The organism is Flavobacterium sp. (assembly GCF_036515215.1).
GTDB lineage: Bacteria > Bacteroidota > Bacteroidia > Flavobacteriales > Flavobacteriaceae > Flavobacterium.
The window spans coordinates 21,079-43,083 of record NZ_DATBVQ010000027.1 but is presented as its reverse complement, the minus strand read 5'-3'; the positions used below and the strand labels follow the sequence as shown (position 1 = coordinate 43,083).

23 protein-coding genes are annotated in these 22,005 nt (G+C 36.5%); 16 read left to right on the top strand and 7 right to left on the bottom strand.

The features are described 5' to 3' along the window. Together VIH09_RS01985 and VIH09_RS01980 are read right to left on the bottom strand one after the other, a co-directional pair. A partial coding sequence (locus tag VIH09_RS01985) for a glycosyltransferase family 2 protein (RefSeq protein WP_331577339.1) occupies window positions 1-226 on the bottom strand: 226 nt, incomplete at its 3' end. Further along, window positions 226-1,023, bottom strand: coding sequence for a glycosyltransferase family 2 protein (locus tag VIH09_RS01980; RefSeq protein WP_331577336.1), 798 nt, complete (start codon window positions 1,021-1,023; stop codon window positions 226-228). The genes VIH09_RS01980 and VIH09_RS01985, both read right to left, overlap by 1 nt. 97 nt (window positions 1,024-1,120) lie before the next feature. Between VIH09_RS01980 and VIH09_RS01975 the strand changes: the two genes are divergently transcribed. Both VIH09_RS01975 and VIH09_RS01970 read left to right on the top strand, forming a co-directional pair. Continuing rightward, window positions 1,121-1,768: a class I SAM-dependent methyltransferase gene (locus VIH09_RS01975; protein ID WP_331577334.1), complete on the top strand. Its 648-nt coding sequence runs from the start codon at window positions 1,121-1,123 to the stop codon at window positions 1,766-1,768. Between the two features lie 4 nt (window positions 1,769-1,772). Continuing rightward, window positions 1,773-2,537 (top strand): lipopolysaccharide kinase InaA family protein, encoded by a 765-nt coding sequence (locus VIH09_RS01970; RefSeq protein WP_331577332.1) that lies wholly within the window; start codon window positions 1,773-1,775, stop codon window positions 2,535-2,537. Here the strand turns inward: VIH09_RS01970 and VIH09_RS01965 are convergent. The 3 genes from VIH09_RS01965 to VIH09_RS01955 all read right to left on the bottom strand — a co-directional run bounded on the left by VIH09_RS01965 (window position 2,534) and on the right by VIH09_RS01955 (window position 5,269). Further along, complete coding sequence (locus VIH09_RS01965; protein WP_331577330.1) at window positions 2,534-3,328, bottom strand: glycosyltransferase family 2 protein; 795 nt, start codon at window positions 3,326-3,328, stop codon at window positions 2,534-2,536. The two genes, VIH09_RS01970 and VIH09_RS01965, sit on opposite strands and share 4 nt — an antisense overlap. Beyond that, the gene (locus VIH09_RS01960) at window positions 3,315-4,364 is read right to left on the bottom strand and encodes a glycosyltransferase family 9 protein (protein ID WP_331577328.1); all 1,050 of its coding nucleotides are present in this window, start codon (window positions 4,362-4,364) and stop codon (window positions 3,315-3,317) included. Before VIH09_RS01960 ends, VIH09_RS01965 begins: the two co-directional genes overlap by 14 nt. 89 nt (window positions 4,365-4,453) lie before the next feature. Continuing rightward, entirely contained in the window at window positions 4,454-5,269 is an 816-nt protein-coding gene (locus VIH09_RS01955) for a 2,3,4,5-tetrahydropyridine-2,6-dicarboxylate N-succinyltransferase (RefSeq protein ID WP_331577326.1), read from the bottom strand. Window positions 5,270-5,451: 182 nt separating this feature from the next. Here VIH09_RS01955 and ruvX point away from each other — a divergent pair, with 182 nt between their 5' ends. Further along, window positions 5,452-5,868 carry a Holliday junction resolvase RuvX gene (gene ruvX, locus VIH09_RS01950; RefSeq protein WP_331577324.1) on the top strand — a complete coding sequence of 139 codons (417 nt, stop codon included), beginning with the start codon at window positions 5,452-5,454 and terminating at the stop codon, window positions 5,866-5,868. A gap of 119 nt (window positions 5,869-5,987) precedes the next feature. Beyond that, window positions 5,988-7,484 (top strand): malate:quinone oxidoreductase, encoded by a 1,497-nt coding sequence (locus tag VIH09_RS01945; protein WP_331577322.1) that lies wholly within the window; start codon window positions 5,988-5,990, stop codon window positions 7,482-7,484. A 45-nt stretch (window positions 7,485-7,529) separates the two neighbouring features. Here VIH09_RS01945 and VIH09_RS01940 read toward each other — a convergent pair whose 3' ends face one another. Further along, window positions 7,530-9,737: an FUSC family protein gene (locus VIH09_RS01940; protein ID WP_331577320.1), complete on the bottom strand. Its 2,208-nt coding sequence runs from the start codon at window positions 9,735-9,737 to the stop codon at window positions 7,530-7,532. Window positions 9,738-9,936: 199 nt separating this feature from the next. Here VIH09_RS01940 and def point away from each other — a divergent pair, with 199 nt between their 5' ends. The 3 genes from def (at window position 9,937) to mazG (ending at window position 11,962) form a co-directional block, all read left to right on the top strand. Continuing rightward, a complete protein-coding gene (gene def / locus VIH09_RS01935) occupies window positions 9,937-10,524 on the top strand; it encodes a peptide deformylase (RefSeq protein WP_331577318.1) in 588 nt (195 codons plus the stop codon). A gap of 90 nt (window positions 10,525-10,614) precedes the next feature. Beyond that, a complete protein-coding gene (locus tag VIH09_RS01930; protein ID WP_331577316.1) occupies window positions 10,615-11,094 on the top strand; it encodes a DUF5606 domain-containing protein in 480 nt (159 codons plus the stop codon). 85 nt (window positions 11,095-11,179) lie between these two features. Then, window positions 11,180-11,962: a nucleoside triphosphate pyrophosphohydrolase gene (mazG, locus tag VIH09_RS01925; RefSeq protein ID WP_331577314.1), complete on the top strand. Its 783-nt coding sequence runs from the start codon at window positions 11,180-11,182 to the stop codon at window positions 11,960-11,962. Between the two features lie 127 nt (window positions 11,963-12,089). Here mazG and VIH09_RS01920 read toward each other — a convergent pair whose 3' ends face one another. Beyond that, the gene (locus tag VIH09_RS01920; protein ID WP_331577312.1) at window positions 12,090-12,770 is read right to left on the bottom strand and encodes a Crp/Fnr family transcriptional regulator; all 681 of its coding nucleotides are present in this window, start codon (window positions 12,768-12,770) and stop codon (window positions 12,090-12,092) included. 104 nt (window positions 12,771-12,874) lie between these two features. Between VIH09_RS01920 and VIH09_RS01915 the strand changes: the two genes are divergently transcribed. The 9 genes from VIH09_RS01915 (at window position 12,875) to VIH09_RS01875 (ending at window position 21,964) form a co-directional block, all read left to right on the top strand. Then, window positions 12,875-15,253 (top strand): heavy metal translocating P-type ATPase, encoded by a 2,379-nt coding sequence (locus VIH09_RS01915; protein WP_331577310.1) that lies wholly within the window; start codon window positions 12,875-12,877, stop codon window positions 15,251-15,253. Between the two features lie 95 nt (window positions 15,254-15,348). Then, the gene (ccoS, locus tag VIH09_RS01910) at window positions 15,349-15,531 is read left to right on the top strand and encodes a cbb3-type cytochrome oxidase assembly protein CcoS (RefSeq protein WP_331577308.1); all 183 of its coding nucleotides are present in this window, start codon (window positions 15,349-15,351) and stop codon (window positions 15,529-15,531) included. Window positions 15,532-15,533: 2 nt separating this feature from the next. Continuing rightward, entirely contained in the window at window positions 15,534-17,717 is a 2,184-nt protein-coding gene (gene ccoN, locus VIH09_RS01905) for a cytochrome-c oxidase, cbb3-type subunit I (protein WP_331577306.1), read from the top strand. Window positions 17,718-17,729: 12 nt separating this feature from the next. Then, window positions 17,730-17,906, top strand: coding sequence for a CcoQ/FixQ family Cbb3-type cytochrome c oxidase assembly chaperone (locus tag VIH09_RS01900; RefSeq protein ID WP_331577304.1), 177 nt, complete (start codon window positions 17,730-17,732; stop codon window positions 17,904-17,906). Window positions 17,907-17,922: 16 nt separating this feature from the next. Continuing rightward, window positions 17,923-18,825, top strand: a complete 903-nt coding sequence (locus tag VIH09_RS01895; RefSeq protein ID WP_331577302.1) for a cbb3-type cytochrome c oxidase N-terminal domain-containing protein — start codon at window positions 17,923-17,925, stop codon at window positions 18,823-18,825. A gap of 186 nt (window positions 18,826-19,011) precedes the next feature. After that, window positions 19,012-20,430, top strand: a complete 1,419-nt coding sequence (ccoG, locus tag VIH09_RS01890; RefSeq protein ID WP_331577300.1) for a cytochrome c oxidase accessory protein CcoG — start codon at window positions 19,012-19,014, stop codon at window positions 20,428-20,430. A gap of 46 nt (window positions 20,431-20,476) precedes the next feature. Next, window positions 20,477-20,926, top strand: a complete 450-nt coding sequence (locus tag VIH09_RS01885) for a FixH family protein (protein ID WP_331577298.1) — start codon at window positions 20,477-20,479, stop codon at window positions 20,924-20,926. Between the two features lie 67 nt (window positions 20,927-20,993). Beyond that, a complete protein-coding gene (locus tag VIH09_RS01880) occupies window positions 20,994-21,695 on the top strand; it encodes a sulfite exporter TauE/SafE family protein (RefSeq protein WP_331577296.1) in 702 nt (233 codons plus the stop codon). A gap of 32 nt (window positions 21,696-21,727) precedes the next feature. Beyond that, complete coding sequence (locus tag VIH09_RS01875; RefSeq protein WP_331577294.1) at window positions 21,728-21,964, top strand: YdcH family protein; 237 nt, start codon at window positions 21,728-21,730, stop codon at window positions 21,962-21,964. Window positions 21,965-22,005 lie beyond the last annotated feature (41 nt).

Genomic DNA, 22,005 nt, shown 5'->3' with positions numbered 1-22,005 from the left:
CTCCAAAACCAGAATTTATAGTGTTTCTATGAAATTCAAGATTAGGATAATTAGCTTGGACACAAAATTTTTTCAGGTTTAAATAATCCTCTTCTTGAGAACAATTGTCAGTTATAATAATTTGATAGTGAGTTTCTTTTGAAGTCTTATCAATAATGGAACGAATGCAATTTATACTGTGCTCGCTTGAATTATAATTGATTAAGATTATGGCTATATCAAACATTATAAATATTGATTTATTCCTTTCTCAATAAAAGTTAATTTGTTTTCAGTAGTTAGTCTTTCGATTTCATTATTGATTTCAAGTTGACTTTTGGATTGTTCTTGATGGTAAATATGGTTTGCAATTCCTGCATATTTTAATCTTTTTCCTTTGATGCCAATATTGTGAAGTCTCTGAATCATTTCTGAATCATCAATTCCCCAACCTACTAAATCTTCATTGAAACCATTGACTTTGATAAAATCAGCTCTCCAAAACGACATGTTGCAACCTCTAAGTTTTGAAGAGCGTTTGGTTAGACTTTTTGCAAAATTCATTAAAAATGGAAACCGAATAGTTCTGCCTCTTTTTTTGATTCCTTTAGAAAATAAATTAAAATGGATTATCTTTTTTGAAAATAACTCAGGCAAGAGTGGCTTTTGAATGTTTACTCTTGAACCAAATAAATAATGCCCTTTTTCTGCAAAAGTAAGATGATCTTCTACAAAATGGTTGTTCATAATAATATCTCCGTCAATTTCAACGATGTATTCATAATTAGCCGCCGCAATTGCTTTATTCATGATTCGTGGTTTTCTATTTTTGACATCTTCTTGCCAAATATGAATTAGCGGAACCGGAAATTTTTTTTGGAAATCGGCGATTAATTGTTTTGTGTTTTCTTTAGAACCATCATCGGCAATAATTACTTCATTAGGTAAAATGCTTTGATTCATGATACTCAATAATAATAATTCTAGTGCTTGTGGCCAATTATAGGTAGGAGTAACAAGAGAACATGAAGGAAGTTTTTTCATACACGGTAATTAGTCCCGCAAGTTAAGATTATTTTTTATATTTGTAAAAAATATAGCTGTTTTAGAAGTGTTTTAAAGTAAATAAATAATTTAAAAAATGAAATACTACCAAAATAAGCCGGACGGTTATTATGATAATGTCCGAAAAGAAATGCTGAAATACCTCCCTCCAGATGCAGAAAAAATTATAGATATAGGCTGTGGCAATGGAGCTTTTGCTTCATTGGTTAAACAAAAAAATGATGCCGAAGTTTGGGGGATAGAATTGATGGAGCAAGAAGCAATTTTAGCCGAAACTGTTTTAGACAAAGTTTTTATAGGTAATTGTGAAGTACACCTAGAAGGCCTTCCTGAAAATTATTTTGATGTCATTTATTTTAATGATGTTTTGGAGCATTTGGTAGATCCGTATTCTGTATTAGAGTTGTTGAAATCTAAATTATCGGCTAAAGGAATTATTATAAGTTCAATTCCTAATGTTAGATTTTTTAGAACCTTTTTTAGAGTTTTATTTTCTAAAGATTGGAGATATGAAGAATATGGAGTTATGGATAAAACCCATTTGAGGTTTTTTACAGGTAAGAGTATTAAAAAAATGTATACTGATTTAGGGTATACCATTTTAGTTCATGAAGGAATAAATGTAACAAGATCTATTAAACCAATACTTTATAATATTCCTTTGTTGTTTACTCATATGGACATTAGAAATGTACAATATGCAACTGTTGTAACTTTAAAATAATATAATGCTTAATATTTTTTGTAAAGATGTCGTTTTTAAAAAAGAGGATATTATATCATTTATAAATTCATTTGAGAAGAAAGGTGAATTACTTTATGGAGGAGTTCGTAATGCAATCAAATTATTTGAAATTGACAATAATCTGGTTAATATCAAATCGTTTAAAATTCCTAATCTAATTAATCAGGTTGCTTATAAATATTTCCGAAAGTCTAAAGCAAGGCGTTCTTATGAATATGCCAACAAGTTGTTGGAAAACGGGATTGGAACTCCTCAACCTATTGCTTATGCTGAAAATTTCAAATTACTAGGATTAGAAAAAAGTTTTTACATCAGTGAACATCTTCAGGCGCAACTGACTTTTAGGGAACTAGTGGAGATTCCCAATTATCCTGATCACGAGAATATTCTAAGGCAATTCACCCGTTTTTCTTTTGATTTACATGAAAAGGGGATTGAGTTTATGGACCATTCTCCAGGGAACACACTGATCAAAAAAGTAGCCGAAAATCAGTATGAATTTTTTCTGGTTGATCTAAACAGAATGAATTTTCATGAGTCAATGGATTTTGATATGCGAATGAAAAATTTAAGTAGGCTTACGCCCAAAAAGGAAATGATCGCAATTATGAGTGATGAGTATGCTAAACAGTATTCAAAAAGCAGCTCGCAAATTTTTGATAAAATGTGGGAAGCAACCAGTCAATTTCAAGCTGCTTTTGCCAAAAAGCGCAAAATGAAAAAGAAATTGAAATTTTGGAAAGCTTAATTTTTCGCCTTCATTCTCTTTAATTCCCGAAAACGGACATACACACTTAAGGCGTTTAAATAGCAAACGATAATTCCTTTTTTTCCGTCCAGGATTCCTAATCTTAATATGTATTGATTTATGAACTGGTAGGAGGGGCGAAGGTAAAAATGGAAATAATTGGGATTCGTTCCTTTTGTAAATTCCTCATTGGCTTTCAATTTGCCATAAAGGATCATTTTTTCTTTATAACTGGAATAGTCTTTATAGGAAAAATGGAGTAGTTTGTTCTTTAATTTTCCAATTTCTCCAGTAGTCTGTAACTTCTCATGAACCGTTTTTTGTAATGAATAATGCGCATTTTCCCTTCTGAAAAGGCGGATAATTTTATCGGTTTGCCAGCCGCTATATCTCAATTGCCTGTTGGCGAACATAAATGTGCGATTAAAATAATAGGCGTTAAATCGTGGTTTATTTTGGATAGTCTGAATGATTTCATTTTTTAACGAAGGGCTAAGTCTTTCATCAGCGTCCAAAAACAAAATCCAATTGCCTTTGGCTAAACTAATCGCCTTATTTCTTTGAATAGCATAATTTTCAAATGTATGTTGGGTTACTTTTACATTGTTAAATGTTTTTGCTATTTCAGCGGTTTTGTCAGTGCTAAAAGAGTCGATAACCAGGATTTCATCTGCGAAATCCAAATCTTCCAAAACCTGTTTTATATTGTGCTCCTCATTGTAGGTAATGATTAACGCACTTAGAAGGATGGTTTTTTCGGCAATTGATTCGGTGTTTTTAGCCTTTTCCATTGGAAATGTTTTCAATTAAAAAAGCCTGTAACTTATCTTCAAATAAATTGGGTTCAAATTCTTTATACAATAGAAGCGCATCTTTTTTTAGCTCTTTTACCGTTCGGCTGGATAACAATGCAGGTTTGAAATCATTTAGATGCACCGATTGATTTTTGACTCCATCTTCAAAAGTGGCCCATATTTTCTTTTCGATCCAAGGCGAAAAAACAGTGAATGTTGGTTTGCCTAGTGCTTTGGCCATGTTTATGGCCCCACCATCATTGCCAACAATCAAATCGCACTGGTTCATGATGGCAATAAAGAATCTCAAATCGCTGCCTAACAAATCAAAATATATTTTCTCCTGTGTTGAAGGTTTACAATAATTAAAAACGGTTCTTGCTTCTTCTAGTTGCTTTGGAAAATAATTAAAAAGAATATTCATATCCTTATTATCGGCAATAGTGTCCACTACTTTTGCCATGTATTCCAATGGGTATGTTTTTAGCTTTTCGCTGCCCAATAGGCTGATCATTATGGTTTTCCTGTCTTTCTTTAATTGATGTTTTTCAAAAACAGCAAGGGCATACTGGTTTTCTTTATCGGTAACAAATAGTTTAGGCAGTGGGTCAATTTCGATATCTAAACCAAGGGGCTCCAGTAGCGAAATTCGTCTTTCTATGGCAAGACCTAAATTAGTTTTTGGAAAAGTTTCAAATGGAACGGTGTCAGTGTATAAAAAAGAACGGCCCTTTTTTTTGTAAGATATTTTTCTTTTGGCGCCGCTTAACAAAACAATAAGCCAACTTTCCAGTTTAGAATAGGCATCGATTAATAGGTCATATTTTTTAGATCTTATTTCGAGTGCCAATTTGAGGAATTCCTTTTTGCTGTTTCTGTGTTTTTCCTGGAATAAAACGATGTTATCAATGCTTGTATTTCCTTCCAATACAGGAGTCGTCGATTCGTAGACCAAATAGTCGATTTGGGCATCGGGGTAGGCGCGCCTAAGGTTATTGCATATAATGCTGCTTACCAAGACATCACCAATCATTTTTTGTTGTATTACCAGTATTTTCATAACATAAAAAACCTCCCTGTTTAAGGGAGGAATATACAAAAATATTTTAAAGTAAAATAAATTTAAACAGCCACATCATATTCGCGTAAAGCATTATTCAATGATGTTTTTAAATCAGTAGAAGCTTTTCTTTGACCAATGATTAAAGCACAAGGAACTTGAAATTCACCTGCTGGGAATTTTTTAGTGTAACTTCCAGGAATCACTACGGAACGTGCAGGAACAAATCCCTTAATTTCAACTGGAGATTCACCAGTAACATCAATGATTTTTGTGGACGCCGTCAAACAAACATTGGCGCCAAGCACTGCTTCCTTGCCAACATGAACGCCTTCAACCACGATACAACGGGAACCAATAAAAGCACCGTCTTCAATAATTACCGGAGCCGCTTGCAAAGGCTCAAGAACACCACCAATTCCAACACCACCGCTTAAATGCACATTTTTACCAATTTGAGCACAGCTTCCCACTGTTGCCCACGTGTCCACCATAGTTCCTTCGTCTACATATGCGCCTATGTTTACATAACTTGGCATCAATATAACACCGCTTGAAATGTAAGCTCCGTAACGGGCAACCGCATTAGGAACCACTCGAATTCCTTTTTCGGCGTAGCCTCTTTTCAGCAACATCTTGTCATGATATTCGAAAATTCCGGATTCCCACGTTTCCATTTTTTGAATTGGAAAATACATAACAACTGCTTTCTTTACCCATTCGTTTACTTGCCAAGCATCTCCCTTAGGTTCAGCAACACGTAATTTTCCTGTATCAAGCAACTCTATAACTTCTCTGATAGCATCGGTTGTCGTTTTTTCTTGTAACAGTGCTCTGTTTTCCCAAGCCTGTTCTATTATAGTTTGTAATGGATTCATGTATAATAATTTTTAGACAAATATAATTCGATTTTTTAGAAAAGGGAAGCGTTTATGCAATACTAACATATTTGTTTTTTTTGTGCTAAAAATATCACCGTAGATTTTTGGAATTCTCTATAATCTTAAATTGCTCCCCTAAGTTAATTCTTTGCGTATCTTTGCAAAATAAATAGTAAATCATGCCTCGAATTCTCTCCATAGATTACGGACAAAAACGTACCGGTATTGCCGTGACAGATGAAATGCAAATCATTGCTTCAGGCCTAACCACCGTGCCAAGTGCTACCGCCATTGCTTTTTTGAAAGATTATTTTTCGAAAGAAAAGGTGGAAGCGGTAATTATTGGTGAGCCCAAACAGATGAACGGGCAGCCCTCAGAAAGCGCCTCGATCATTAAAGGATTTGTAACCCATTTTACGAATCACTTCCCGGATATGAAGGTGATTAGAGTCGACGAGCGTTTTACCTCCAAAATGGCTTTTCAATCCATGATCGATAGCGGGCTTAAAAAGAAACAACGTCAAAACAAGGCGCTTATTGATGAAATTTCGGCGACAATAATGCTTCAGGATTATTTGAATCGAAAAATATTTTAGACAGTGATTTTTAACTGGGTAAAAGCATAAAACGTTTTCGTAAAATCTAACTTTTCGGGGCCTATTTATTGTTTTTTTTGTGATTTTATAAAGTATCTTTGCACTTTAAAATTTTTGCTATGCCTGACACAACCATTCGTTCAAATACTGAAGTAGTGCTTATTGGAGCCGGAATCATGAGCGCCACCCTTGGCCTGATCCTAAAAGAGCTGCAGCCCGATTTAAAGATTGAAATTTTCGAGAGATTAGATATCGCAGCCGCCGAAAGTTCCGATGCGTGGAATAATGCAGGAACGGGGCATTCTGCTTTTTGTGAGCTCAATTATACGCCTGAAAGTGCTGATGGTACCATTGATCCCAAAAAGGCAATCAGTATTGCCGAATCATTCGAAGTATCTCGCCAATTTTGGGCGTATTTGGTGGAGCAAAATAAGGTTTCATCCCCTGAAAATTTTATAAAAAGTATTCCTCATATGAGTTTTGTTTGGGGAGAGAAAAATGTGGAATACCTTAAGAAACGATTTGACGCATTGAAGCCGAATCAACTTTTTAAAGATATGGTCTACAGCACTGATTTCTCTCAACTGAAAGAATGGATGCCTTTAGTTATGGAAGGTAGAGACGAGTCTGTAAAAGTGGCGGCTACATCTATGGCTATCGGTACAGATGTGAATTTTGGAGAATTAACGAGAAACATGTTTAAATATTTGACACAATTAGATGGCGTAACCATGCATTTCCATCATGAGGTCAAAAAACTGAAACAAAGAGAAGATAAGACTTGGAGAATAAAAATCACTGATTTGGCTTCAGGCCAAAAAAGAAAAGTATATACTAAATTCGTTTTTATAGGCGCGGGCGGAGGTTCATTGCCATTACTGGAAAAAGCGGATGTTGCTGAGGGAAAGGGATTTGGAGGTTTTCCGGTGAGCGGACAATGGCTTAAGTGCACTAATCCTGAAGTGATTGCAAAACATCAAGCCAAAGTATATGGCAAGGCAAGTGTTGGCGCACCACCAATGTCAGTTCCACACATAGATTCAAGGATGATAAATGGCGAAAAAGCATTGCTGTTTGGTCCATTTGCAGGATTTTCAACCCGATTTTTGAAAAACGGTTCTTATTCAGATTTGCCTTTGTCAATAAAAACAGATAATATAATTCCCATGATTTCTGCCGGGATTAAAAATATATCGCTAACCAAATATTTAATTGAGCAAGTAAGACAATCTCCAAAAGATAGGATCAACGCACTTAGGGAATACGTTCCAAAAGCCAGGTCTAAAGATTGGATAATTGAAAGAGCGGGACAAAGGGTTCAGGTAATCAAAAAAGACGAAAAAGAAGGCGGGATACTGGAATTTGGTACCGAAGTAATCACTACCGCTGACGGTTCATTATCTGTTTTACTTGGTGCCTCACCAGGAGCCTCGACCGCAGTCTCTATTATGATCGATTTAGTGGGTAGATGTTTTAAAGAAAAATTAGCCACACCGGAATGGCAGGGTAAAATTAAAGAAATGATCCCTTCTTATAGCCAAAAGCTAAATGATAATGCCGTACTTTCAGATGAAATAAGAAGACATACGGCAACAGTTTTGAAATTAAAAAATTAAATATTTCCGACATAAATCCCGGTTTGAGACTGGGATTTATGTTTACTATTTCATCAATAGTTTAGTGGTTTTCACAATGTTTTCAGACAGGTTTGTCAACCAAATCAATTGTTCTATCACCAGTTGCGCCTCTTGCATTTTGAGCTGAAAAGCCTCTTCGTCTAAACCTTCCCCTTTCTGCAATTCTCGAGCACGAATATTTTTTAATTCGGTAAATCGCTTGCCTAATTCTTCTGTGTTTTTATCTTGTGGCCCGGTTTCAAGCCCTTTTAAAATCAGTATAGCATTATCTAAATTTTGAATGACATTGTCGACCACAACATTAAACGCTTCAGAAGCTTTAGTTGTTTTGTTGGACTGAATGTAAGTTCCCAGGGAGGCAGCCGATGAAAGTAATGTATGATTAAGCACGGTTAACTTATAAACCTGAGGCAGTTTGTTTTGCTTCGATTTGGGTTCTTGTATCATTCTTTGAAAAGAGGCCATCAAATTACCAATTTCCACGAAGGCCTGTTTTCTGGACAAACGATACGATGTGGAAACCTCTCCTTTTTCATTGTAAAGAATAGATATCTGCTTCAAGTAGTTCCGATTTGCCTCAATCGATTTTTCTAAATAAACGGGAATGTTCAAAAATTCCCAAGAAGGCCAAATGAACTGATTTGCCAAAAACGCTAAGCTGGCGCCAACAAGTGTGTCCAAGACTCGATACTGGATCACATTCTCTATATTAGGAGTCAATATACCGTAGATAAAAATGACAAAAATAGTCACAAAAGTGGCGCCGATTTTATAATTGGAGGGCGTAAAGGAAAAGCCAAAAAGCATGGCAATGATAGCTAAGCCTCCAATGATGGTGGAATCGTGTACTACTGAAAGAATACCAAAAGCAATAAATCCACCCAAAATAGTTCCGAAAATTCTTTGATAGGTACGTTGTTTGGTCAAACCATATCCCTGACGCATAATAACGACAATAGTCAGCACAATCCAATAAGCGTTTTCGAACGGAAACACTTTACCAATAATAAAGCCGATTAAAATCGTAATGGTCATGCGGAGCGAGTGCCTGAAAACAATGGAAGAAAAGCTTAGATTTTCAATCATTGTACTTAAAGGGTAGTATTGCGGGGAAATGAATTTTTCTAAATCCTTATCCCTTTCTTTAAAATCAGCTGTAATTACGGACGAGGTAAAAGCACGCTGCAGAATTTTGATTTTATCGACTTGTTTCTCTGCATAGCGGAACATGGTTTTTAGCATAAAAACCCCTTCAGAGGAACGATTAGTACCCAAGTCCTTTTCATAATCATTAATGGCGGCTTCCAATTCCTGCAAATCGGCATTTAAATTATTTTTCGAACCATATTTGATTCTGTTTTGAATGCTTTTAGACAATCGTTTTAATTCGGCTGCAAGATGATAGGCTAAATTTTGATAGGTGCTTAAAACCCTGGGGTAATTGTCGAATTTCTGATGTAATTTATTGTGATCGAATGAGGTGGAAACGGCCAGTTCCATTATTTCCACTAATGAAATAAAGGTCATTAGCATTTTTCTATTTTGATTGGAGGATCCTGAAACGGTTCGATTTCGGATAAGAATTTCCCTTATGTTTTCATGTATAGTATTCAGTTGTACTTGCAAGTCCAGTTGTTTTTTTGTGATTTCTTTCCTGTCTGAATTGATTTCCCATAAATCTCCTCTTAATTTTAGGTACTTAGCGGTTAACTGGATGCATTCCGCGATTTGTAACTCGACATATCGATGGGGTCTGATATAATAGAAAATAAGTGAAACAAACAGATAAAACAAACCTCCAGAAAGGATTAGTCCGGAATATTGCACGATTTGCCATCCCGTTTGTAAATGGGCAAAAGCCAATGAAATGGAAAGCAGTGCCGAGAATGAAACCATCGTTGCCCGTTGTCCATAAACCGAAATCATCGACAAGAAAAAAATCAATAGTGCCAATATAGGATACAAAACGAAAGGGTACGGGTTGATTATATTGATGACAAGATTGACACCAGAAACGATAAGGACAGCAACCAGTATTCCATAGATTTTGTGTTTTAAGTTACTGGGGATATCGCTGGGGTATGCAAAAAAGGTACCAAGGGCTATCGTAAAACCAATGCGGAAATAGCCCAAATAAGAAAACAACAAAACGGGAGCGACTGCTGCTATAGTTACCTTTAATGCGTTAGTGAAATACGTGCTGTCTGCAAATTGCTTGATCTTAGAAATCATATGGAATGGATTGCAAGCAAAGATAAGAATTGTACTATCCTTACCGCTCAGAAACGGCATTGATTTGAGTTTAAATTATAAAAAAATGCTATTTATCTGTAAGGAATTATTCATTGTCCTATTTTTTACTATTTTTGCAAAATGCACTTGAGGAATGAGAATTCTGAATTTGCTGTTGATAATATTTAATACAAGAATAATGATTTTACCAATTGTAGGATATGGCCATCCCGTTTTGAGAAAGGTTGGGGAGAATATAACTGAAGAGTTCCCAGACTTGAAACAAACTATCGCGGATATGTATGAAACGATGTATAATGCTTATGGAGTAGGTCTTGCCGCTCCGCAAGTAGGAAAGGCTCTACGTTTGTTTGTGATCGACACGACGCCTTTTAGTGATGACGAGGATTTGGATGCCAGTAAGCAACAAGAATTAAAAGGTTTTAAAAGAACTTTTATCAACGCGAAGATGGTAAAGGAAGAGGGTGAGGAATGGTGTTTTAATGAAGGTTGTTTAAGTATTCCTGACGTTCGTGAGGACGTTTACAGAAATCCAAAAATCACCATTGAGTATTGTGAAGAGGATTTTGTAATGAAAACCGAAGTCTTCGAGGGCTTGATAGCTCGAGTGATCCAACATGAGTACGATCACATCGAAGGAATCTTGTTTACCGATAAGATTTCATCACTTAAAAAACGATTGATCCAGAAGAAATTAAAAAACATAACCGAAGGCAAAACATTTCAAGATTATAGAATGCGATTTGTTGCCAAAAAAGGAAGATAAATAGAATCCAGAGGGCTTATCTTGGTATGGTTTTTGGGCTTTAGCAAAAAATATATTACAAATTGAATTCTTAATTATAAGTAAAAAAGCATGAATTTAGAAAAAATATTAGCGATTTCCGGGAAACCGGGTTTATACGTATTAAAAGTACAAACGCGTAGTGGTTTCGTTGCAGAATCATTGGCAGATGGAAAAAAAATCACCGTGAATTTAAAAAGCAATGTGAGTTTGTTGTCTGAGATTTCAGTTTATACCTATGAGGGTGAACAACCATTGGCGGAAATAATGAAAAAAATCGCTGCAAAAGAAAATAATGGTCCAGCAATTTCGCATAAATCAGATAACGCTACATTAGCGGCTTATTTCAAAGAGGTTTTAGCTGATTACGACGAAGAAAGAGTATATCCTTCAGATATCAAGAAAATTTTAAACTGGTACAATATGATCCAGGCGAAGGGTCTTGTTGTTGATGAGGTTGCGGCTGAAACCGTTGAAGCTGAAACTCCCCTTGAAACCGAAGCGGAAGTTGTTGTTGAAAAACCAAAAAAAGCAAAGAAAATTGTAGAGTAACTCATTCTCTCCATTTATAAATAAAATCCTGTAATCTACTTTTTTAGATTGCAGGATTTCTTATTTTTACACAAAACCATTTTCAATGAATACAAGACAGACCCAGCTTAAGGCTTTCGAACGACTACTGGATATTATGGATGATCTTCGGGAGAAGTGTCCTTGGGATAAAAAGCAAACGATACAGACGTTAAGGCATCTCACGATCGAGGAAACCTACGAATTGGGTGACGCCATCTTGGATAATGATTTGAATGAAGTTAAGAAAGAATTAGGTGATTTGTTGTTGCATATCGTTTTTTATTCCAAGATAGGGAGTGAAACGGAAGCCTTTGATATTGCCGATGTATGCAATGAAATTTGCGATAAATTGATACACCGTCATCCGCACATCTATTCAGATACGGTAGTGAAAGACGAAGAGGAAGTCAAGCAGAATTGGGAAAAATTAAAACTCAAGGAAGGTAAGAAATCGGTTCTTGAAGGAGTGCCCAAAAGTTTACCGGCATTGGTGAAAGCCAGCAGGATTCAAGATAAAGTGAAGGGAGTGGGATTTGATTGGGAAGAATCTCACCAAGTTTGGGATAAAGTGCAGGAGGAGTTGGAGGAGTTACAAGTTGAGGTTACCGCCGGTGATCAGGATAAAATCGAAGCTGAGTTTGGGGATGTTCTGTTTTCCATGATTAATTATGCCCGTTTTTTGAATGTAAATCCTGAAGATGCTCTAGAACGAACCAATAAAAAATTCATCAAGCGTTTTCAATATTTAGAGAGTAAAGCAGCTGAACTAGGAAAACCACTAATGGATATGACCCTTGCTGAAATGGATGTTTTTTGGGAGGAAGCAAAGCGACTTCCAAATAAATAGGAATTGGAAAATCTCTGATTTTCAAATACCCCAATTTTGGGAGGAAGCGAAGCGTCTTGCGAACAAATAGGAATTGGAAAATCTCTGAGAATTTTGGGAGGAAGCCAAAAAAATTATAGTAAAATAATTATTCAGCTATTCTTTTTAACTTGCCGATATCTTTTAGAGTAATTTTTTTGCCCGTTAATTCTATCAATCCTAATTTTTTAAAATCAGACAACAAACGAATGCAGCTTTCAGTAGCTGTCCCGATCATGCTTGCCAATTCATCCCTTGAGAGTTGAACTTTTAATGAACCATCCTCATTTACACCAAAACTATCTTGCAAATGAAGTAGTGTTTCCGCTAATCTTTCTTTGACGGATTTTTGGGCCATATCCACCATATGACTGTCGGCCTCTTTCAGATCACCGCAAATGGTTTTCATCACATTCATAGAAAACTGATTGTTTTTGTCAAAGAAGCCCATTACCTCGGTTTTGGGAATGAAACAAACTTCCATGTCTTCTAGAGCGACGGCGCTTAAGTTTACGGGTTCGTCACTTATTAGCGAACGTTGACCTAGCAATTCTCCTTTTGAAACGAGTTTAACGATGTGATCCTTTCCGTTCGGGCTTAATTTCGTGAGTTTGCATACTCCTTTTTTAACGCAGAATATCCCGTTTACATTTTCCCCTTCTTCAAAAATCACTTCCCCTTTTTTAATGGTGTGCGATGTTTTACAATCGGCAAGTTGCAGCAACTCATCTTTGTTGAGCGCTTTTAGGGAACTGAATTCTCTAACGATACATTGTTCACATTTACTCATCTTGAAAGGGTTTGTTTTTGTAAAATTACGCTTTTATATGACATATATCATATTTTAATTAACATTCGTTGAGCACCTTTGTGCCAGGTAAAATGAGCAAAATTATGGACACACAAAATTGTTTCCATTGTGGTTTAGATATAATTAAAGTAGAAGAGATTGTTTTTGACGAAAAGAATTTTTGTTGCAACGGCTGTAAAACCGTTTACGAAATCTTTAGCCTGAATGATATGGCCTGCTATTATGATTTCGAAAAATCCCCTGGAGCGACCCCACAAGACATCAACGGTAAATATGATTTTTTAGATAATGAAAGCATCATTTCAAAACTATTGGAATTTCAAGAAGATACAACTGCTATTGTTTCACTTAACATTCCTCATATTCATTGTAGTTCGTGTATTTGGATTCTGGAAAATTTACAGCGTCTTCAAAAAGGAATCAGCGTTTCTCAGGTAAATTTTCCGGATAAAAAAGTCAGAATAACATACAATCCCGAATTGGTTTCCCTTAAAACGATAGTTTATCGGTTAAGCTCTATTGGATACGAACCTTATATAAGTCTGGAGAATTACGAAACGGGAACGAAGAATATCGATCGAAGTCTGACGTATAAATTAGGCGTGGCTTTCTTTTGTTTTGGAAATATCATGTTGCTTTCCTTTCCTGAATATTTTGAAGTAAATGAATATTGGCTTGACACCTACAAGCCTTTCTTTAGATGGTTGATTTTTGCTATCTCATTGCCGGCCTTCTTTTATTCGGCTAATGGTTACTATGTTTCCGCTTATAAAAGTATCAAATCGGGAATGTTGAATATTGATATTCCAATCGCATTGGGAATTATTGTAATGTTTGTTAGAAGTACGATCGACATCAGTTTTGATTATGGATCGGGATTCTTTGATAGTTTAACGGGTTTGATTTTCTTTATGTTATTGGGCAAAATGTTTCAAATCAAGACCTACAGTTTCTTGAGTTTTGAAAGGGACTTTAAGTCCTATTTCCCTATAGCCATCACCCGAATTAATAGCGATGCCTCGGAAGAGAGCGTTCCCGTTTACGATATCCAAAAAGGAGACCGATTGCTGATCAGGAATCAAGAATTGATACCTGTTGACGGAATCTTAATTAGTGAAAGCGCCTCAATTGATTACAGTTTCGTGACGGGTGAAGCGATTCCTATAACCAAGAATTCGGGAGATAAAATATTTGCAGGAGGAAAACAAATAGGCAGAGTTATCGACATGGAAGTCTTGCATTCCGTTTCACAAAGTTACTTAACGCAGTTATGGAGTAATGATGTTTTCCAAAAAGATGTGGAACAAAAGCACAAAAATATCACCGATACCATCAGCCGTTATTTCACTCCGATTTTATTGTTGATTGCTTTCAGCTCCTTTGGATATTGGATTTTTATTGACACAGTTACCGCGTTCAACGTCTTCACATCGGTGTTAATTGTAGCCTGTCCTTGTGCCTTGGCTTTGACCGCACCATTCACGATGGGTAATGTATTGCGGATTTTGGGAAAACAAAAATTTTACCTAAAAAATGCTTTAGTAATCGAACAATTATCGAAAGTGGACACGATAGTTTTCGATAAAACAGGAACCATCACAACAAATAAGAAATCAAGCATTTCCTATGAAGGAACGACACTTTCTAAGGAGAGTACTGTGCTTGTCAAAAATGTGCTCCGCGCTTCTAATCATCCTTTGAGCAGGATGCTCTATGATTTTTTGCCAGACGGGGACAAAATGAAAATTACCGATTTTGAAGAAATCACGGGCAAAGGGATTCAGGGAACAATCGATGAAAATCATATTAAGATCGGTTCCGCTTTTTTCGTCGGGAAACCGGAAGAAAGCGCCACGATGCAAACATCGGTTCATATTAAGATTGATGGAGTTTATTACGGGAAATATGTATTCAACAATCAATACAGAGAGGGCTTAGACGTTCTTTTTAAGAGTCTGAAAGGAAATTACCAAATCAAAGTATTGTCTGGCGATAATGATGGGGAGAAGACGACTTTGAAGAATATTTTGCCCGAGGGAACCGAATTGGTATTTAATCAAAAACCGGAACAGAAACTCGAGTTTATCAAGAAACTGCAGGAAGAAGGAAAGAACGTAATGATGGTGGGGGATGGTCTGAATGATGCGGGCGCATTGGCGCAAAGCAATATCGGAATTTCAATTTCGGAAAACGTAAATGTTTTCTCGCCTGCCTGTGACGCCATTCTACAAGCCAACGAATTCCAAAAGCTGCATTATTTTTTAAAGCTTTCGAAAAAAGCGATGACAACCATTAAGATGAGTTTTGCGTTGTCGTTGCTATACAATGTGGTTGGATTGTCATTCGCGATAACGGGGAATTTAAGGCCATTGGTTGCAGCGATAATCATGCCTCTAAGCACCATTACTATTGTGAGCTTTGTGACTGTAATGAGTAATTACTATGCAAAAAGGCTGAGGTAAAATTTATAAAAAATTTAACAAATAAAAGGAAGTATGATAAATGTCATATTTTTCGGAAAAGATGCAAGTTAACTTTGCGTACACAAAATAGAGGTATGAGTGTCATTTATTTATTAATCTCCATCAGTATATTCGTAGCTGTTGCCTTTTTTATCGCTTTTATAGTAGCGGTAAGAAGCGGCCAATATGACGACGATTATACCCCATCCGTCAGAATGCTTTTTGATGACGAGATCAAGCCCCAAAAAGAAATACAAACAGAAGAAAAACAAAATTAATTATGGAAATGCAGCAGTTTTACTATGACAACAAAATTGTTAAGAAGTTCATTTACGCGACCATTGTTTTTGGAGTGGTCGGAATGGCTGTCGGACTTTTATTGGCGACATTATTTTTATTCCCCAACCTTACTGACGGAATTTCGTGGTTGAGTTTTGGTAGGTTAAGACCATTGCATACCAATGCGGTTATTTTTGCCTTCGTAGGAAACGCAATGTTTGCAGGTATTTATTATTCGTTGCAACGACTGCTGAAAGCGAGAATGTACAGTGATTTTTTAAGTAACCTTAATTTTTGGGGTTGGCAATTAATTATTGTTGCCGCAGCCATTTCCTTGCCGCTAGGATATTCCTCTTCAAAAGAATATGCCGAACTGGAATGGCCCATAGATATCGCAATTGCATTGATTTGGGTTGTATTTGGGATTAATATGATAGGTACAATACTAAAAAGAAGAGAACGTCATTTATATGTGGCGATTTGGTTTTACTTGGCCACTTTTGTGACGGTAGCCGTTTTACATATTTTTAATAGTCTGGCATTGCCTGTTTCTGCAATGAAAAGCTACTCTGTTTATGCAGGTGTTCAAGATGCCCTAGTACAGTGGTGGTATGGACATAATGCGGTGGCTTTTTTCTTGACCACGCCGTTTTTAGGATTGATGTATTATTTTGTGCCAAAAGCGGCAAACCGTCCGGTATATTCTTATCGATTGTCAATCGTTCACTTTTGGTCACTGATATTTTTATATATATGGGCAGGTCCTCATCACCTCTTGTATTCTGCATTGCCTAACTGGGCTCAGAATTTAGGTGTTGCATTTTCAATCATGTTGTTGGCTCCATCGTGGGGAGGTATGATTAACGGACTATTGACATTGCGTGGTGCTTGGGATAAAGTGCGCGTTGACCCTGTTTTGAAATTTTTCGTAGTGGCGATTACAGGATATGGTATGGCTACTTTTGAAGGGCCTATGCTATCTCTTAAAAACGTAAATGCCATTGCGCATTTCACGGATTGGATCATAGCGCACGTTCACGTGGGAGCATTAGCTTGGAATGGGTTTATGGCGTTCGGGATGATCTATTGGTTGGTTCCAAGAATGTCAAAAGGGCCTTTGTTTTCAGCCAAACTGGCCAATTTCCATTTTTGGATTGGGACACTGGGAATTATACTTTATACATTACCTATGTATGTGGCGGGCTTTTTACAAGCCTCAATGTGGAAACAATTTAATCCGGACGGAACTTTAACCTACGGTAACTTCCTTGAAACCGTGACGCAAATTATGCCAATGTATTGGATGCGTGCTGCGGGAGGTACCTTATATATTATCGGAATGTTTGTTTTGGTTTATAACATCACTAAAACAATCAGAGCAAATGCATCCATTGAAGATGAATTAGCAGAAGCACCTGAATTACAAAAAATCAGCAGCGGTAGAACTAAAGGAGAAAAGTTTCACCCTTGGTTAGAGAGAAAACCGATTCAGCTGACAATTCTGGCAACTGTAGCGATATTAATTGGTGGAGTTATTCAAATTGTTCCAACAATAATGGTGAAATCTAATATTCCAACCATTGCCAGCGTAAAACCATATTCGCCTTTGGAATTGGAAGGTCGCGATTTATACATCCGTGAAGGTTGTGTGGGTTGTCACTCACAAATGGTACGTCCTTTCAGAAGTGAGGTGGAACGTTACGGACCACAATCTAAAGCGGGAGAATTTGTTTACGATCATCCATTTCTTTGGGGATCAAAACGTACAGGACCGGATTTGTTGAGAGTGGGAGGTAAGTACAATGACAATTGGCATTTCAATCATATGTGGAGTCCTCAAAGTACGTCTTCAGGTTCTATAATGCCCGGTTACAAATGGTTGTTTGACAATAGCGCTTTGGATATTTCGGATATTGAAGGTAAAATGAAAGTGATGCAAACATTGGGCGTTCCTTATACTGACGCAGAGGTTGCAAATGCTAAAAATGCAATTAAAGAACAATCTCAAAAAATTGAAGATAATCTGCATGCTGATCCTGACTTCGTGAAAAGTTATGAAAACAGCAAGAAAAAGGCTCAGGCCAAAGGGGAGAAATTCGTACCAATGCATCAGAGAGAGATTGTAGCTCTAATCGCTTATATACAAAGGTTAGGAACCGATATTAAGGTAAAAGAAACTAAGTAAAAAATTATAGTCATGTTCGAACAAATAAAACACAACATGGAAACTATCGCGGGAGTTGCGATTTATCCAATACTATCGTTATTGATTTTCTTTTTCTTCTTCGTAGGCCTTGGAATATGGGTTGCATTTTATAAAAAAGAGAAGATCAAGGAATTGAGTCAAATTCCTTTTAACGATAATAATATATAATTTCAAAATATTTAAAATGAAAAAATTAATTCCAGCCTACGTTAGAGTACCGGCAATTTTCTTCATCATTTTTGGTGCAATGGAATATTTTATTGATTCGGGTGATCGTGCCGCATTTATAAAATACCCTATGGTTTTGTTGTTTTTGTTCTTTTTTCTTTTTCTTTTGATAGCGATAGAAATCACAATAAAAGCGATTGACAGCATCACCTTTCAAATGCTGACCAAGGAGCAAAAGCTAAAATTAGAAGAAGAAAGTAATGTGAGTTTCAAGGATAGCGAATGGTATCAAACGCTAATGCAAAAGTTGACCAAGACGGAGCCTATTGAAAACGAAGGGAACCTTTTGCTAAATCATGACTATGACGGTATCAGGGAACTGGACAACAATTTGCCGCCATGGTGGGTCTATTTATTCTACGGCTGTATCGTTTTCGCTCTAGTATATATGGTTCGTTTTGAGATTATGGGAGGCGATGACCAGGAAATGGAGCTGAAAAAAGAATTGGCTCAAGCCAAAATTGATGTTGCCGAGTATATGAAAACGGCTCCGGATTTAATGGACGAAAAAACGGTAACCTTACTTACGGAACCAGTAGACTTAGAGACCGGAAAAGCAATTTACACAACTAATTGTGCGGCATGCCATAGAGCAGACGCCGGAGGGCAAATTGGACCAAACTTAACGGATGAGAATTGGATTCTAGGTGGTGGAATAAAAGATATATTTCATACGATTACTAATGGTGGCCGTGACGGAAAAGGAATGATTGCCTGGAAAGGAACACTTAAGCCTAAAGAAATACAGGCAGTGGCAAGTTATATTTTGTCTCTGAAAGGCAGTAACCCAGCCGATCCAAAAGCACCCGATGGTGAGGTTTGGGTTGATGATGCAGCCGTAGCGGTTACAGCAAAATAATCATGGAATGAATTTAACATATAAGCCACATACGTTTTTATGCCCAGGTCTGCCTGTCAGTAAATTAGTAACACGGTTAAGTATTGTTTTATTGCTTTGCCAATATTATATGTTCTTATTGGTCTTATTTGGTTTAGAAAACAAACTCTTATATGACTTATAAGTTTTAAATTAATACAAAACATAATGTCAAAATTACCGGACGAAGCATTTAGAGACACCATTGGTACAATCGACGGGGAAGGAAATAGAAAATTTATCTTTCCTAAGAAACCTTCAGGTAAATTCTACGATTATAGAAAGTGGGTCAGTTACTTTTTGTTGATCATTTTGATTGCAAATCCATTCATAAAGATTAACGGCAATCAGTTCATGATGTTCAATATCCTGGAACGCCGATTTAATATTTTTGGATTTCCTTTTTGGCCGCAAGACTTTTACCTGTTTGTATTGTTTATGCTAGTTGGAGTTGTCTTTGTCATATTGTTTACGGTGATTTTTGGGAGGATATTTTGCGGCTGGATTTGTCCGCAAACCATTTTTTTAGAAATGGTTTTTCGCAGAATAGAGTATTGGATAGAAGGAGACAGAGGCGCACAAATCAGGTTGTCAAAACAAGAATGGAATGCCGAGAAAATAAGAAAGAAAGGGATTAAATGGTTTATTTTTCTAATCATTTCTTTCGGTATAGCGAACGTCTTTCTTGCTTATCTCATCGGTAGCGATAAGTTGATACAGATGATTGAAGAGGGACCTGCAAACCACCTGAGCACGTTGATTGCCTTGTCTATTTTCACGGGAGTTTTCTATTTTGTATTTGTTTGGTTTAGAGAGCAGGTTTGTATTATCGCCTGCCCTTACGGAAGACTGCAAGGTGTTCTTTTGGACAACAAATCAATCAATGTCGCTTATGATTTTGTTCGTGGCGAAAAGGAAACGGGCAGAGCTAAGTTTAATAAGCAGGAGGATAGGGAAACCACCGGAAAGGGAGACTGCATCGACTGTAAACAATGTGTGAATGTCTGTCCAACAGGAATTGATATCCGTAACGGTACTCAAATGGAGTGCGTCAATTGCACCGCATGTATTGATGAATGCGATGTTATAATGGAGAACGTAGGTTTGCCGAAAGGTTTAATCCGCTATGCATCTGAAGATGAGATAGAGCAAAAACTTCCTTTCAAATTCACTCCGAGAATGAAAGGCTATACTTCGATATTGGTAATTTTAGTCGGAATTTTGATTGGATTGCTGTTTTTGAGAACGGAAGTCGAAGCTACAATTTTAAGATTGCCCGGACAGTTGTTCCAGCATAAAGGGGATAACATAAGTAATGTGTTTACCTACAAGATTATAAATAAGACCAACAATGATTTTAATGATATTCATTTCAAACTCGAGGGAATAAAAGGGACTTTGAATGTAGTTGGAAAACAGCGTTTTAAAGTAAAAAAACAAGGAATGAATGAAGGGACACTATTTGTTGAAATCAATCAATTTTTGTTGGAAAGTGATAAAACAAAATTAAAAATCGAAGTGTACGACGGGGACAAAAAAATTGAGACCAGTACGACGAGTTTTTTAAGTCCGCGTAGTTTTGATTAGCATAATAATCCATTGAAGGTGTAACTTCAAAATTTAAAATATAGATATGAAAATTAGTTGGGGAACCGGAATCGTCATAGCAATTGCATTATTTATGAGTTTCATTTTGTATTTCGTTGTCAAAGTGCAAATGAATTCAAAATATGACAACGAATTAGTGGTGGAGGAATATTACAAGCATGACGCTCGTTTTGGCGAGGAAATGCAAAGGGTTCAAAACGCTGCGGATTTAGATCAAAAACCAATTATAATACAGACTGCTGCCGGAATTACAATTGTTTTTCCTGCTGTGTTTACGCCAAATAAAATAAAAGGAATGGTGTCCCTTTACAGACCGTCTAACAAAAAATTGGACTTCGAAATTCCTATTTCGATATCTAATCCATCTTTGCTCATACCTAAATCAGATTTGGTAGGCGGTCGCTGGGACATTAATATGGAGTGGCAATACGATGGTAAGCAATATTTGACCAAGGACACTTTTTATATTAAATAATACTCAAACGATAGTGTCAATAGTGGTAAAGAACACTTTATGAACTTCGACTTTCAGATTTTAAAAAATGTTATATACAGCGTTTATTTTCGGTTTAATAAGCAGTTTTCATTGCATAGGAATGTGTGGTCCAATCGCCATGATGTTACCCGTGGACAGACATAACCCCGCGAAAAAAGCAAGCCAAATTTTAACGTACCACCTAGGAAGGTTAACTGCATATGGAACCATCGGTCTCATTTTTGGGTTAGTTGGTAAAGGTTTTTTTATGGCCGGAATACAGCAAAATCTATCCATATTTATTGGCGTGGCAATTATTGCCGTTATCTTGATTCCCGAGAAAATATTTTCAAAATACAATTTTTCAAAACCGATATTTAAATTGATTTCCAAAATCAAATCGACATTAGGAAGTCAGTTTAGGAATAAAAGTTATAAATCATTGTTTACCATAGGTTTACTCAATGGGATTTTGCCATGTGGGATGGTTTATGTAGCTTTGTTTGGAGCGATTGCCATGCAAAGCGAAAGTCTGGGAGTATTGTATATGGTTTTATTCGGATTGGGAACCGTTCCAATGATGAGCAGCGTGATTTATATCAATTCTTTTTTGACTGTTCCCATTCGAAATAGGATTCAAAAGATTATTCCTTATGTAGCCATTTTGATCGGAATACTATTTATATTAAGAGGGTTGGGCTTGGGAATTCCATATGTTTCACCATCCAATATGAGTTTGTTTGTACAGGAGAATCCAAATTGCCATTAATTGTCATTATTTTTAATATAAAATCAATCAACATGGAAAGACACGATTTAATACACGAGTTTCCTGAATACGAGGAAAAAATTCATAAATTGAAAGTTGAGTATCCCTATTTTAGAAAACTCTTTGACGAATATCACGAACTGGAACACGAAATTCATCGCATAAATAGCGGTATTGAGGTAGTAACCGATGAACATGCCCACGAATTGAAAGCAAAATTGCTGTTTATGAAAGATGAATTATACAGTATCTTATCGAAGAATCAATAAACAGCAGCAGTACTAATTGAACTTTATATTTTTAGTTTTAA

Coding starts and splice junctions, on each gene's coding strand:
- VIH09_RS01980 (WP_331577336.1), bottom strand. CDS start 1,023: ATGAAAAAACTTCCTTCATGTTCTCTTGTTACTCCTACCTATAATTGG.
- VIH09_RS01975 (WP_331577334.1), top strand. CDS start 1,121: ATGAAATACTACCAAAATAAGCCGGACGGTTATTATGATAATGTCCGA.
- VIH09_RS01970 (WP_331577332.1), top strand. CDS start 1,773: ATGCTTAATATTTTTTGTAAAGATGTCGTTTTTAAAAAAGAGGATATT.
- VIH09_RS01965 (WP_331577330.1), bottom strand. CDS start 3,328: ATGGAAAAGGCTAAAAACACCGAATCAATTGCCGAAAAAACCATCCTT.
- VIH09_RS01960 (WP_331577328.1), bottom strand. CDS start 4,364: ATGATTGGTGATGTCTTGGTAAGCAGCATTATATGCAATAACCTTAGG.
- VIH09_RS01955 (WP_331577326.1), bottom strand. CDS start 5,269: ATGAATCCATTACAAACTATAATAGAACAGGCTTGGGAAAACAGAGCA.
- ruvX (WP_331577324.1), top strand. CDS start 5,452: ATGCCTCGAATTCTCTCCATAGATTACGGACAAAAACGTACCGGTATT.
- VIH09_RS01945 (WP_331577322.1), top strand. CDS start 5,988: ATGCCTGACACAACCATTCGTTCAAATACTGAAGTAGTGCTTATTGGA.
- VIH09_RS01940 (WP_331577320.1), bottom strand. CDS start 9,737: ATGATTTCTAAGATCAAGCAATTTGCAGACAGCACGTATTTCACTAAC.
- def (WP_331577318.1), top strand. CDS start 9,937: ATGATTTTACCAATTGTAGGATATGGCCATCCCGTTTTGAGAAAGGTT.
- VIH09_RS01930 (WP_331577316.1), top strand. CDS start 10,615: ATGAATTTAGAAAAAATATTAGCGATTTCCGGGAAACCGGGTTTATAC.
- mazG (WP_331577314.1), top strand. CDS start 11,180: ATGAATACAAGACAGACCCAGCTTAAGGCTTTCGAACGACTACTGGAT.
- VIH09_RS01920 (WP_331577312.1), bottom strand. CDS start 12,770: ATGAGTAAATGTGAACAATGTATCGTTAGAGAATTCAGTTCCCTAAAA.
- VIH09_RS01915 (WP_331577310.1), top strand. CDS start 12,875: ATGGACACACAAAATTGTTTCCATTGTGGTTTAGATATAATTAAAGTA.
- ccoS (WP_331577308.1), top strand. CDS start 15,349: ATGAGTGTCATTTATTTATTAATCTCCATCAGTATATTCGTAGCTGTT.
- ccoN (WP_331577306.1), top strand. CDS start 15,534: ATGGAAATGCAGCAGTTTTACTATGACAACAAAATTGTTAAGAAGTTC.
- VIH09_RS01900 (WP_331577304.1), top strand. CDS start 17,730: ATGTTCGAACAAATAAAACACAACATGGAAACTATCGCGGGAGTTGCG.
- VIH09_RS01895 (WP_331577302.1), top strand. CDS start 17,923: ATGAAAAAATTAATTCCAGCCTACGTTAGAGTACCGGCAATTTTCTTC.
- ccoG (WP_331577300.1), top strand. CDS start 19,012: ATGTCAAAATTACCGGACGAAGCATTTAGAGACACCATTGGTACAATC.
- VIH09_RS01885 (WP_331577298.1), top strand. CDS start 20,477: ATGAAAATTAGTTGGGGAACCGGAATCGTCATAGCAATTGCATTATTT.
- VIH09_RS01880 (WP_331577296.1), top strand. CDS start 20,994: ATGTTATATACAGCGTTTATTTTCGGTTTAATAAGCAGTTTTCATTGC.
- VIH09_RS01875 (WP_331577294.1), top strand. CDS start 21,728: ATGGAAAGACACGATTTAATACACGAGTTTCCTGAATACGAGGAAAAA.